This window comes from Butyrivibrio sp. MC2013 (assembly GCF_000424585.1).
Taxonomy (GTDB): Bacteria; Bacillota; Clostridia; order Lachnospirales; family Lachnospiraceae; genus Butyrivibrio.
Window position 1 is genome coordinate 21,877 of the sequence record NZ_AUKE01000012.1, and the last position, 12,889, is coordinate 34,765.

Genomic DNA, 12,889 nt, shown 5'->3' on the forward strand with positions numbered 1-12,889 from the left:
GAGATGATTATGAGTACACCTCACAACAGAGCAGAAAAAGGCGATTTTGCAAAGACCGTGCTGATGCCCGGAGATCCCTTAAGAGCACAGCATATAGCAGAGACATATCTTGACGATGTAAAGCTTGTAAATGATGTCAGAAATATGCTGGGATATACCGGTACTTACAAGGGAGTGCCTGTATCTGTCATGGCTTCCGGTATGGGTATGCCCAGTATCGGTATCTATTCATATGAGCTCTATACAGCATATGATGTAGAGAATATTATCCGTATCGGTTCTGCCGGCAGCTATACTAAGGATATTGATGTAATGGACGTAGTTCTTGCCAGCAGTGCATATTCCAACAGTTCCTATGCTTTAATGCAGGGCGGAGCTGAGGATGAGTTCATGTATCCTGACAGCGGTCTTAATGACCTGATAAAACTTGCTGCTTCCAAGTCAGGCTTTAAGATCACTACTGCTCCCATCCATTCCACAGACGTATTTTATTATCAGGATGGTTACAGCAAATTCCGTGATATCTATCGTGACAAGGGCTGCGTAGCTGCTGAGATGGAGTCTTTTGCACTCTTCCATAATGCCAAGGTCCTGGGCAAAAAGGCTGCCTGCCTCCTGACAATATCCGATAGCCTTGTGACTCATACAGAAACAACTGCTGAGGAGCGCCAGAAGAACTTTAATACCATGATCGAAGTGGCTCTGGAAGCTGCAGTTCTGTGTTCCAACAAATGATGTGAAGCACCGAACATTCGAATCATAGATAAATGCTGACAGAGCATAAAGGAGCACCATGAAAGAAGTCACACTTGGAAAAACCGGAATAACTGTTCCACAGAATGCATTTGGAGCTTTGCCCATCCAAAGGGTAACTACTGAGGCGGCAGTATCTTTGCTCAGAAGGGCATATGATGGTGGCATGAGGTTCTTTGACACAGCAAGAGCTTATTCTGATAGTGAGGAGAAGGTGGGTATAGCCTTCGAAGGAATGAGGGACAAGGTATATATCTCATCCAAGACGCAGGCCAAAAATGCAGATGAGCTGTGGAAAGACCTGGAGACATCCCTTAAGATGCTTCGTACAGACTATATCGATATATATCAGCTTCACTGCGTTCCGAAGTGCTATGGCCCCGGAGATGAGAGCGGATTGTATGAAGCTTTGCTAAAAGCTAAAGAGGAAGGCATGATCCGCCACATTGGTATTACAGCTCATAAACTTGGTGTTGCAGAAGAAATAGCAAGCTGCGGACTTTATGAGACTTTGCAGTATCCCTTCAGCTATCTGGCGTCTGATAGAGAGATCCGTCTGGTAGAGACCTGCGAAGATAATAATGTGGGTTTTATTTGTATGAAGGGATTGGCAGGAGGCCTTATTAACAATTCCAGGGCTGCCATGGCATTTATGACTCAGTATGACAATCTGGTACCTATCTGGGGTATCCAGAGGGATCAGGAGCTGGATGAGTGGCTTTACTATATGGATGACACTCCGGTGATGGATGATGAGATTTGTGATTACATCAGTAAAGAGCGCAAAGAGCTGTCCGGAGACTTCTGCAGGGGCTGCGGCTATTGTATGCCATGTCCTATGGGCATTACCATTAACCAGTGTGCCAGGATGTCTTTGATGCTAAGAAGGGCTCCTTCCGCTGCCTGGCTTAATGATCACTGGCAGACAGAAATGAAAAAGATTGAGTCTTGTGTTAACTGCAAAAGCTGCGTTTCCAAGTGCCCCTATGAGCTAAATACGCCTGAACTTTTGAAGAAAAACTATGAGGACTATAAGAATGTGCTGGCCGGTGAAGTGAGCGTATGCTAAGTACACTTCGTTAAACTCGGATTAATCGAATAGTATGCTAAAGGGCCCTATGGCTCTTCCGGCAGATGAGATACAAAATAATCCCCTAAAGCAGATAAACACATTATCTGCTTTGGGGGATTATATTATGCATCCTTAAGAGCTATTAACTGTCTGATGACAAGTACGGCTGATACAAGAGCTGCAGCCAGATCTGCTACAGGCGCTGCGTACATGATACCGTCAAGTCCCATGAAAAGCGGGAACAGGATGACCAGAGGAAGCAGGAAAATGATCTGCCTGGTAAGGGACAGGAAGGTTCCCACCTTGGCTTTGCCAATAGCTGTAAAAAAGTTAGATGTAATAGGCTGAATGAAATTTAGCAGTGTAAAGAATAGAAATACGCGCAGGAAGTTAACTGCAAAGCCGTAAAACCTGTTTGCAATCTCTATCTCTTCGGGAGTATTCGTCTCGAATCTGATAAATGTACGGATGATCTCCAGGGGGAATATCTGGAATACTGCCCATGCTGCAACTGCCATTATTGCGCCTACTGTCATTGTCTTGATATAAGACTCTCTTACGCGGCCATATTTTCTTGCACCAAAGTTAAAGCTGGCTATGGGCTGCAGGCCCTGGGACATACCGATGACAAAGGACATAAATACAGCATTTACCTTGGATACTATACCGACAACGGCTATAGGAGTATCAGGTCCATATACTGAGCGGGTGCCATAATAACGAAGGGAGTTATTAAATACTACCTGTACTACCAGTATGGCCAGCTGATTCAGGCTGGGAGCAGCTCCCAGGGATATGGGACGAAGCATGTAATCTTTTCTTGGAACGAAGTTTGCACGCCTTAAATGTACAGTTCTGGTCTTTGTCATGTAATAGATTGCCAGAAATGCTGATATATATTGCCCTATTATGGTCGCGACAGCGGCTCCTGTCATACCCATACCAAGGACTGATACAAAAATGGCATCCAGAATAGTGTTGATGATAGCACCTGTAAGGTTGCATATCATGCTGATCCCGGGTCTGCCATCTGCTCTTATAAGGTGACCGCAGGTTATGGAGGTTATCAGCATGGGGAAGCCCAGGGCTGTTATCCTGGTATATTCCATCGCATAGGGAAGTATGCTCTCTGATGAACCAAAGAATAAGAGCATGGGCCTGAGGAATAATTCGCTTAGTATCATAAGGATGATACCGCATATAAAGCTTATGAGCGCTGAGTTGCCCATATAGCCTGCGGCGTCATCTTTCTTGTTTTCGCCAAGGGCGATACCAAAGGCACTGGCTCCGCCTATTCCAAATAAAAGGGCTATGGCAAGACATGCGGTTGAGAGAGGAAAGGCAATGCTGGTTGCAGCATTGCCAAGCTCTCCTACATTTCTGCCTATGAAGAATTGATCTACGATATTATAAAGGGATCCCACCAGCATGGATATGATGCTGGGAACGGAAAACTTCCTGATAAGTGTAGCAATGGGAAGGCTTCCCATGGGATTTGAAACGTTTGTTTGTTTTGATTCGGACATCCTGTCTCCTAACAAAAAAATAAACTTATCTGTATCTGAATTTGGAATATTTGATAACCTGGGCGCCATAGAGGCTGATATAGCCTGAAATGGCGTAGCTAAGAGATATGGTGATGAGGTAATAGGGCATTCCCTCAAAGCCAAACATCTCAAAGGCTATCAGCAGTGAAGCCACCGGGCAGTTGGTAGCACCGCAGAATACGGATACCATTCCCATAGCTGTGGCCAGCTGCAAAGGAAAGCCTGTGATCTGCGCAAAGAGGCTTCCAAATGTAGCACCTACATATAGGGCAGGTACTATCTCGCCGCCTTTATATCCTGCTCCCAGGGTTATGGATGTAAATAGGAGCTTTAATATAAAGGCCCAGGGCGGCGCTTCGCCCTTAAATGCCATCTCTATGACAGCAATACCCGTGCCGTTGTAGTAGCCGCTCCTGAATATCATTGACAGAACTATGATGATGATACCGCCTGCCACTACTTTGACATAGGGATTTGATATATATTTGTCCAGTGTCTTTCTGCCGCCCTTAATGGACAGGCAAAAGACTATACTCATCAGCGCGCCCAGGACTGCCAGAAGGGCTGCCAGAGAGGCATAGCCGGTATTAAGCTCAGGTACTATCTTTACCATAAAGGCATCAGATGCTACACCCATATAGGCTGCTATACTGCTAGCTGTAAGGGATGCGCCAACTGTTGGCACCAGAGCAGCATAATGCATGGCGCCCACACTGGAGAGTTCAATGGCAAAGAACGCAGCTGCCATAGGAGTGCCAAAAAGGGCAGAAAACGCAGCTGCCATACCGGTCATGGTCATCATCTTCTTGTCGTTGTCATCCATGCCCAGGAGCCTGCCCAGGTTGTAGCCCAGGCTGCCCCCCAGTTGAAGGGCCGCTCCTTCTCTGCCTGAGGATCCTCCGCATATATGTGTCAGAAAGGTGGATATGACTATGAGGGGAGCCTTAAAGAGAGGAATGGCTTCGTCTTTGGTGATGGCACTGATGATGAGATTGGCGCCTGTATCATTGTAATCTTTAAAAAAGTGATAGAGAGATACGATCACCAGGCCCGCAAGCGGCAGGATAAATATGGTCCAACTGTTGCCGGCTCTAAAGCTGGCTGCGAATTCCAGCATTTTGCAAAAAACAGCACCACACAGGCCTGCTATCACTCCTGTTAAGAGGCCAAAAATGATCCACTTAACAAGGAGAGCAAGGCTGACAGCCATTTTTTTCAGGTTAGTATCGTTCTCTTCTACGTTTGGTATGATCTGCATTATCAGATTGCCTTTAATGCCTGTTCAATATCAGCAATGATATCCTCTACGTTTTCTATACCTACAGAGAATCTGACAAGGTCGGGAGCTACTCCGCACGCAATCAGTTCTTCATCAGTAAGCTGACGGTGAGTTGATGAAGCGGGATGGAGCACGCATGTATGGGCATCTGCAACGTGAGTAGCTATCATAGCTACCTTAAGGTGTCCCATAAACTCTTCTGCTGCTTTTCTGCCACCCTTTACGCCAAAGGATATTACGCCGCAGCTACCGTTGGGAAGGTATTTCTGTGCTCTTTCGTAGTACTTGTTGCCGGGAAGGCCGGGATAATTTACCCACTCTATCTTATCGGATGCTTCAAGATATTCAGCAACCTTCTGAGCGTTGGAAATGTGGCGCTCCATACGTACTGCCAGGGATTCAAGGCCCAGGTTAAGGATATAGCAGTTCATGGGTGAAGGTATGGCACCAAGATCGCGCATGAGCTGAGCGGTAGCTTTGGTGATGTATGCACCTTCCTTGCCGAATTTCTCAGCATAGGTGATGCCGTGATAGGACTCGTCAGGAGTGCACAGTCCGGGGAACTTGTCTGCATGAGCCATCCAGTCAAACTTGCCGCCATCGATGATAGCGCCGCCTACAGTTGCATCGTGACCATCCATGTACTTGGTGGTGGAGTGTGTTACGATGTCAGCGCCCCATTCAATGGGTCTGCAGCCTATAGGTGTGGCAAAGGTATTATCAATGATAAGGGGTACTCCGTGAGCGTGAGCAGCCTTAGCAAAGCGCTCAATATCCAGCACGATCAATGCGGGATTGGCAATTGTCTCACCGAATACAGCTTTAGTGTTAGGCTTGAATGCAGCTTCCAGCTCTTCGTCTGAGCAATCGGGATCAACAAAGGTAAAGTCGATGCCCATTTTTCTCATGGTCACGTTAAAGAGGTTGAAGGTACCGCCGTAAATAGCTGTAGATGCTATCACATGATCTCCTGCTCCTGCCAGATTAAATACAGAGAAAAATGAAGCAGCCTGGCCTGAAGAAGTCAGCATAGCTGCAGTGCCTCCTTCAAGGGCAGCGATCTTGGCTGCAACAAAATCATTGGTGGGATTCTGAAGACGGGTATAGAAATATCCGCTTGCCTCCAGATCGAAGAGCTTGCCCATATCTTCGCTGCTGTCATATTTAAAGGTTGTACTCTGAACAATGGGGATCATACGAGATTCACCATTCTTCGGGGTATAGCCTGCCTGAATACATTTGGTTTCCTGCTTCATTTTATCCTCCTATAAGTGATTCTTCTGATTAAATGCAATACAATCTTTGCGTAAACCCTGTCAGAGATTATAACACCCCTTTGTATAAAAATACAGTAAAACAAGGCTACATACTAAAAAAGGCACTGCAGTAATCACTGCAGTGCCCGTTGATAAGCTTTAAATACCTATTACAGAAGATCCTGGTAGCCTTTGCGATAGAGATGTCGCGGGATACCATCTACCATAATGGGAGCAACATCGCCCTGGATAAGAGGACGAACGTATGTGATGAACTCCTGTGTAACATATGTGCCGTCTTTGGTGATCCAGTCTCTGGGAACAAGTCGCTCGTCGTTTGCTATCTTATGTACGTCCTTGACCTCTGTTCCTGCCTGATAAGGATCGTCGGAGAGGCGGTTGATGACAACCATCTTGCCGCTGTCGCCTTCATCTGCAGCCTTCATGGCAGCACCTCCCACCTCATAAGCCTCCAGGATATCTACTCTGGATGCGCAGTGGCTGGCTGCTCTCTGAAGTGTAGAAAGCTCAATAGCTCTTGTCTTGCAGCCAATCTCTCTTGAGAGAAGGTTGCAGAGATATCTTGCGGTACCTGTCAGCTGCTTGTGACCAAATGCGTCAACGTAATCAGGATCATTGTCCAGCTCACATACGTACTTGCCGTCTGAGGTCTTGATTCCTTCGGAAACAGCTACTACAACAGAAGCCTTGGTTGTCAGGAGTCCCTTTACCTTCTCTACAAATGCATTAACATCAAAAGGAAGCTCGGGAAGATAGATAGCATCGGGTCCGTCACAGTCTTCACCCTTTGAAAGAGCTGCTGCGCCTGTGAGCCAGCCTGCATTCCTTCCCATTACTTCTACTACTACAACCTGCCCGTGCTCTGTCTCCAGACTCCATCCATCGCGGATGATCTCCTTAACAGATGTTCCGATATACTTGGCTGCTGAGCCGTATCCCGGTGTGTGGTCTGTAAGGGCCAGGTCATTATCAATTGTCTTGGGGCATCCTACAAAGCGGATCTCTGAGCCGGTAACGATAGCATAATCAGAGAGCTTCTTGATGGTATCCATTGAGTCATTGCCGCCGATGTAGATAAAGCAGTCAATCTCCAGATCTTCAAGGATCTCAAAGATCTTCTCGTATACCTCTTTGTTCTCATTGATACCGGGAAGCTTGTATCTGCAGGATCCAAGATAAGCTGAGGGTGTTCTCTTTAAGAGCTCAGCGTCCAGACCGGACTGGATATGCTCGGATAAGTCGATGTATCTGCCTTCAAGAAGTCCCTGTACGCCGTGAATCATACCGTAAATCTTTTTATAGCCACGGTCTTTCGCGGTTCTGTACACGCCTGCCAGTGATGAGTTGATCGCAGCCGTAGGACCGCCTGACTGACCAACAATTACGTTACGTTTCTTGCTGTTTGCCATTTTCCCCTCCATCCTGCTATAAGCAGTTCCCTTTTTTAGTTTATCTTTCTAAATTATACTATAGCTATAGATCAGTTCCAAGAGAAAAATACGATAAATAGAGCCCTGCAGGCTTGTGAAAAACGTGCAGGGCTCTGTATTCATAAGTTATCGAATGACGAAATTGCGATATGGCAAGCTTAAACTATATTTTTTTATTAACAGAAATAGAGCGAGGTTTATCCATTTAGAACATTTCTAAAATCATCCTGCGACATAGGCTTGTAAAAATGATATCCCTGTATCATATCGCAGTCTGCATCCTTAAGGAAATCCACCTGTTCTACACTTTCTACGCCTTCAGCTACTGTATCTTCGCCCAGTTCATGTGCCAACCTGATGGTGGAACGGATGATGGCTTCTGCTTTGGAACTCCTTCCTATCTTTCGTATAAATCCCATATCCAGCTTAATGGTATCAAACTCATAGCTTTCCAGTGTAGACATGGATGACATTCCGCTTCCGTAGTCGTCCAGGAGTATCTTTATACCGTGCTGCCTAAAGGAGTTCAGGATCATTGTTGCATTTTTTTCCAGGTCTGCGTAAGCCGATTCTGTTATCTCAAACTTGATAAGCTCTAAAGGGATGCCAGAGTCTCTTAGGATGTCAGGCACAGCTTGCAGCATTTCAGAATCAAAAAAGTCCATTCTGGATAGGTTGACCGAGCAGGGAACCACCTTCCTGCCGCTTTTATGCTGCTCTGCCAGGAATTCCACAACCCTTTCCAGCATATATCTATCCACCTGGGATACCTTACCGCTTTTTTCCAAAGCGGGGATGAAGATTCCGGGGCTGACCATGCCCATATCATGATGGTTCCATCTTACAAGCGCTTCTGCACTGACTACTTCGCCGCTTTTACTGTCTACTATGGGCTGGTAGAAGGGCATAAGCTCTCTGTTTTCAATAGCATTCTTAAGATCAGTTATGAGTATCTGTTGGGCCACATATGACTGCCTCATGTTTTCGTTATAGGAGGCATAAGGACACATCTGATCTTCCCTGATGGATTTTTCAGCCATTTTGGCTCTGTCCAGCATGATACCCAGGGATATATCCGAACGTTTGATGCTGTAGATACCACAGTATATACAGAATTCAAACTTTTTACTCTCTTCTTCATAGGTCTGGTAGCAGAGCCTGGTAAAATTCTCTTCAGTGAGCATGGAATCCTTGCAGATAGCTACAAAGTGATCATTCTCTAATCTTCCTACAAGGAGCGGATCCAGACATTCGCGGATCGCATGCTCTGACTGGAATATGACCAGGTCTCCGGAGCTTTCGCCAAAGATATCGTTGACGGTCTTAAAGGCATGGATATTGGTATATACCATGGAATAGCCATCTCTGAGGTCCAGGGCAGTGATCATATGCTGCGCATGGGACATGAAGCCTGTTCTTGAGAACACATCTGTCATCCAGTCTCTGTCCAGCGTTTCTGTGATATTTCTGACTGTCAGGATATAGCTGCTGTCGTCTTCATCCAGCTTTACTATCCTGACCATAAGGGCACGTCTTCCCTCTGGAAGGATGGTATGCATAGTCCTGGCAAAGGTGCCATATTTGGATATTTCCTCGGATACTATAGGCCATTCAAAAGCTGCAGTCATGGTGCTCTTCTCTTCTTCTACAGCCAGGGAGTCCATCATTTTACTGATAAGCTCCGGGTAGAATTTGATGAACTGTCCGCCCAGCTCCTTGTGACGGAAAACAGTTCCCAGATAGAACTGCACCATGGACATATCATCAGCATTGATCCTGTATACAGCTTCATAACCGTTTTGCATGATGCTGTCCCAGATCCTGTTGCCTATATAATTCTCTATATTTCTGATACCGCCGTTTTCGATGATCTCCCCTCTTCCATAGAATCTCAGCTGTGTCCTGTCCACGACAAAATAGCTGCCGTCATTGATAAGAACAAATTTTCTGTCCTTGCTACTAGGGAGGATTATGTCATATACGACATTTTTGTCCATGCACACTTTCTTTTTTAGTGCATCTGCATTGGGGATCATCGACAGGTCAGTAAGACCCAGGCCTTCTACGAAACGGCACTCGCCCTCCTTGACCTCTTCTCCTGTGAGCTCAGGGATCATAAAGGCCTTAGAGCCCGCATTAACACTTCCTGTACCTGAGGTCAGGACTATACCGGGGAAATTCTTTAGCTCTTCTTTGATATTATTTCGATTAAGGAATTCGTTTTGTCTTAGACCATTTCCACTGGCAACAAAAATAACATCAGCCCATTTTATAAGATCTGATGTATCATCCGCATTACGCTCATCCAGCACTTTGCCCTCACGTACGGGTATCTCTACCATTTTGAAGGCATCGATCAGATTCTTTAGTACACGATCTGAGTCTTCGTAAAGCTCAGGATGGCCTGCGATCATAAGAAGATTAGAAGACTTTTGCCAGTATTTCTTGAGTCTGGGAACGAACTGGTTATCGTCCAGGATCGGCGTGCGACCTTCGTAATCATCGTTTCTGTTGTCCAGAAAACTGCTCGTCAGAAAAGTGACCATCTCGTTTCCTCTATGACTATAAGCTCATAGTGACATTTATGAGCATCATTCTCCGATAATATATCGGTTCAAATAATATAAGTCATTACAGATATTTGTAATAAAGATTATGTCCTTGCTATTCTTTTATGATAGGATTAGGAATGTATCAGATGAAATACAAATAAATACTTTGGAGGGCTAGGCGATGGCTGATAATAATAGATTGATCATAATAGATGGTAGTTCAATGCTTGTTACTTCTTATTATGGCAATCTTCCAAGACAGATCCTCTTTGAAAAAGATCCTGAGGTCAAAAAGACCCATTATGACAAGATAATGCATAACGACAAAGGTGAGTTTACTAATGCTATGTTTGCCATGTTAAGGACGCTGATGAAGATCTTTAAAGATCAAAGACCCAGTCATATAGCCTTTGCTTTTGACAAGTCCAGGGACACTTTCAGAAGAAATATGTATGCCGATTATAAGGCTAACAGAGGAGATACTCCGGAGCCTTTAAAGGAGCAGTTTGTAAATATGGAAAAGCTCCTGGAGGATGCGGGTTTACCGGTATTTTATGATGATGATTATGAGGCTGATGATATTGCAGGAACTATTGCAAAAAGATTTGAAAAAGAGATCCCTACCTTTATTATCACCAAAGACCATGATTATCTGCAGCTGGTAAACGAATATACCAGGTTATGGCTCATCCAGACAAAGCAGGATCTGGCAGATGATATCATGACAAGATATAGCGGAGAAGTAATAAGCGGGAAGGATTCCTACAAGATCCCGGACAAGGCCGTTGAAGTAAGCCCTCTTATCTGCAGGGCTGAGTATGGTGTCTGGCCTTATCAGATCCCGGATCTTAAAGGCATAGTGGGAGACAGCTCAGATAATATTCCCGGGGTCAAGGGAGTGAGCAGTGCGGCAGCACCTCTCCTTTCAAAGTATGATGATCTTGAAGGTATATACAGGGCTATAGATGAGTGCCCTGATGAAAAAGCCAAAAAGGCTCTGGCCGCCAGTTGGAAAGAAGAACTGGGCGTAACGAGGAGCCCTATAAAGGCAATGATCGAAAATAGAGAAATCGCCAGGCTGTCCAAGGATCTGGCTACCATAAGGACGGATTATCCTCTGGACAAGAGCTTGGATGACCTGGCGATCAATATTGATAAAGACAGGCTCAGGGAGTCCTTTGAACACTACGGATTCAAGAGCCTTATGGACAAGATCTGACCATATTACTTAACAGACTCTATAAGGGCCAGGACTTCGTCCTTGATCTGTTTGTTAACTGCAAGCGCTTTTTCCCTGGAAGTCTGTTTGGTATAAAAATAGAACTTGATCTTGGGTTCTGTACCTGAAGGCCTGACTGCAAACCAGGTATCAGAATCTGTAAGCGACGGATCTGTCTCCTTCAGGAAGTACCTTAGTACATTGGAGGAGGGAATGAAGTTCTCTGGATTTCTGATATCTTCTGCTCCGTCTTTATAGTCAATGATGCGCACTACTTCTCTGTCTGCGATTGTCTTTGGAGGATTGGATCTGATATAGTCCATCATCCTTCCTATGCGCCTTGCGCCTTCCAGTCCTTCCAGGACCAGATTGGGCTCATCTTCAGCGTAGTAGCCGTATTTCTCATAGAGACTCATGAGTACCTGCCAGAGGTTCATGCCCTTCTTTCTGTAATAGGCTGCTGCTTCAGCTACCAGCATTCCTGCGCTGATGCCGTCCTTGTCCCTGCAGTCGGGGCATGCAGAATAACCTACGGACTCCTCGTAGCCAAACATGTATTCAAGGCCATGCTCTTCCAGGAAAGGGATCCTTCCGCAGATATTCTTAAAGCCTGTCAGGGATTCGAACATCTTAACGCCGTATTTTTCAGCCATAACAGAGGTCATGGTAGATGTAACTATTGATTTGACCATGGCGCCGTTAGCCGGGAGTGTTCCTGCACTTTCATGGCCTTCCAGCAGATAATTGACAATAAGATAACCTGTCTGATTGCCGTTAAGGGGAACATAGCTTCCATCTTCGCTTAGGATCTCGATGGCGAAACGGTCAGAATCAGGGTCTGTAGCCATAAGGAGCTCTGCGCCCACCTTGCGTCCCAGTTCTTCAGAGAGCTTAAAGGCTGCCGGAGCTTCGGGGTTGGGATAGCCTACTGTTGTGAAATCGGGATCAGGATCCTTTTGCTCTTCTACTATATGCCAGTTGGTAAAGCCTCTGTCCTTTAGCATCTGTGTAAAGGGTATGCTCCCCGCGCCGTTGAGAGGTGTATATACAAGTGGTATAGACAGATCCAGTTCGTCGCCGGAATGGATCTGAAGGGCTTCAATCCTGTCCAGGTATTCTCTGTCATATTCCGGCCCCAGTATGGTGATCATACCGTCTTCTACTGCCAGATCAAAATCGCCCTTTTTAACGCCTGTAAAGTAGTCCACTTTTTCGATACATTGGGTCATAGCATCAGCCACTTCGCTTCCTACCTGGCATCCATCCTCCCAATAGGCTTTATAACCGTTGTAGTCTTTGGGATTATGTGACGCTGTGATATTTATGCCGGATACAGTACCCAGACGCCTGATCATATATGCCAGCTCAGGAGTGGGTCTCAGATCCGGGAAAACGTATACCTTTATATTGTTTGCGGCAAATATTGATGCAGCAAATCTGGAGAATTCAGGGGAGAAGTGCCTGCAATCGTGAGCGATGATCAGTCCCTTCTTCATGGCTTCTTCACCTTTAGAACAGATATAATCACTTATTCCCTGGGTCGCTCTGCCAACTGTATAATAGTTCATCATGTTGGTGCCGACGCCGATCTTGCCGCGAAGACCTGCGGTGCCGAAAGAGAGATTCTGGTAAAACCTTTCCTCTAACTCTTTGTCATCCTTATTGTCTACAAGTGACTCAAGCTCGGCATAAAGAGGATCTTCCTTGGGCAGACGCTGCAGCCATTCCTGATAATTGTCTTTATAATTCATATTTTCCTT

9 protein-coding genes are annotated in these 12,889 nt (G+C 45.6%); 3 read left to right on the forward strand and 6 right to left on the reverse strand.

Going from position 1 to position 12,889, the window contains the following annotated elements; translation table 11 throughout:
* Nucleotides 1-9 precede the first annotated feature (9 nt).
* Together deoD and G636_RS0108395 are read left to right on the forward strand one after the other, a co-directional pair.
* Entirely contained in the window at nt 10-735 is a 726-nt protein-coding gene (deoD, locus tag G636_RS0108390) for a purine-nucleoside phosphorylase (protein WP_026507683.1), read from the forward strand.
* Between the two features lie 58 nt (nt 736-793).
* Nucleotides 794-1,822: an aldo/keto reductase gene (locus G636_RS0108395; RefSeq protein WP_026507684.1), complete on the forward strand. Its 1,029-nt coding sequence runs from the start codon at nt 794-796 to the stop codon at nt 1,820-1,822.
* Between the two features lie 125 nt (nt 1,823-1,947).
* Here G636_RS0108395 and G636_RS0108400 read toward each other — a convergent pair whose 3' ends face one another.
* The 5 genes from G636_RS0108400 to G636_RS0108420 all read right to left on the reverse strand — a co-directional run bounded on the left by G636_RS0108400 (nt 1,948) and on the right by G636_RS0108420 (nt 9,904).
* Nucleotides 1,948-3,351: an MATE family efflux transporter gene (locus G636_RS0108400; protein WP_026507685.1), complete on the reverse strand. Its 1,404-nt coding sequence runs from the start codon at nt 3,349-3,351 to the stop codon at nt 1,948-1,950.
* Nucleotides 3,352-3,376: 25 nt separating this feature from the next.
* Nucleotides 3,377-4,630: a chloride channel protein gene (locus G636_RS0108405; RefSeq protein ID WP_035779260.1), complete on the reverse strand. Its 1,254-nt coding sequence runs from the start codon at nt 4,628-4,630 to the stop codon at nt 3,377-3,379.
* Nucleotides 4,631-4,632: 2 nt separating this feature from the next.
* On the reverse strand, nt 4,633-5,907 hold the full coding sequence (locus G636_RS0108410) for an O-acetylhomoserine aminocarboxypropyltransferase/cysteine synthase family protein (protein ID WP_026507687.1): 1,275 nt from the start codon (nt 5,905-5,907) through the stop codon (nt 4,633-4,635).
* 170 nt (nt 5,908-6,077) lie between these two features.
* Nucleotides 6,078-7,337, reverse strand: a complete 1,260-nt coding sequence (locus tag G636_RS0108415; protein ID WP_026507688.1) for a 6-phosphofructokinase — start codon at nt 7,335-7,337, stop codon at nt 6,078-6,080.
* Nucleotides 7,338-7,555: 218 nt separating this feature from the next.
* Entirely contained in the window at nt 7,556-9,904 is a 2,349-nt protein-coding gene (locus tag G636_RS0108420; protein WP_026507689.1) for an EAL domain-containing protein, read from the reverse strand.
* A 187-nt stretch (nt 9,905-10,091) separates the two neighbouring features.
* Between G636_RS0108420 and G636_RS17880 the strand changes: the two genes are divergently transcribed.
* Complete coding sequence (locus tag G636_RS17880) at nt 10,092-11,129, forward strand: 5'-3' exonuclease (protein ID WP_051226759.1); 1,038 nt, start codon at nt 10,092-10,094, stop codon at nt 11,127-11,129.
* A gap of 5 nt (nt 11,130-11,134) precedes the next feature.
* Here G636_RS17880 and G636_RS0108430 read toward each other — a convergent pair whose 3' ends face one another.
* Nucleotides 11,135-12,880 (reverse strand): phospho-sugar mutase, encoded by a 1,746-nt coding sequence (locus G636_RS0108430; protein WP_026507690.1) that lies wholly within the window; start codon nt 12,878-12,880, stop codon nt 11,135-11,137.
* Between the last annotated feature and the right edge of the window lie 9 nt (nt 12,881-12,889).

Bases quoted from the DNA above. Each gene is read 5' to 3' on its own strand.
- G636_RS0108410 (WP_026507687.1), bottom strand. From the start codon at position 5,907: ATGAAGCAGGAAACCAAATGTATTCAGGCAGGCTATACCCCGAAGAAT.
- deoD (WP_026507683.1), top strand. From the start codon at position 10: ATGAGTACACCTCACAACAGAGCAGAAAAAGGCGATTTTGCAAAGACC.
- G636_RS0108400 (WP_026507685.1), bottom strand. From the start codon at position 3,351: ATGTCCGAATCAAAACAAACAAACGTTTCAAATCCCATGGGAAGCCTT.
- G636_RS0108420 (WP_026507689.1), bottom strand. From the start codon at position 9,904: ATGGTCACTTTTCTGACGAGCAGTTTTCTGGACAACAGAAACGATGAT.
- G636_RS0108405 (WP_035779260.1), bottom strand. From the start codon at position 4,630: ATGCAGATCATACCAAACGTAGAAGAGAACGATACTAACCTGAAAAAA.
- G636_RS0108430 (WP_026507690.1), bottom strand. From the start codon at position 12,880: ATGAATTATAAAGACAATTATCAGGAATGGCTGCAGCGTCTGCCCAAG.
- G636_RS17880 (WP_051226759.1), top strand. From the start codon at position 10,092: ATGGCTGATAATAATAGATTGATCATAATAGATGGTAGTTCAATGCTT.
- G636_RS0108395 (WP_026507684.1), top strand. From the start codon at position 794: ATGAAAGAAGTCACACTTGGAAAAACCGGAATAACTGTTCCACAGAAT.
- G636_RS0108415 (WP_026507688.1), bottom strand. From the start codon at position 7,337: ATGGCAAACAGCAAGAAACGTAACGTAATTGTTGGTCAGTCAGGCGGT.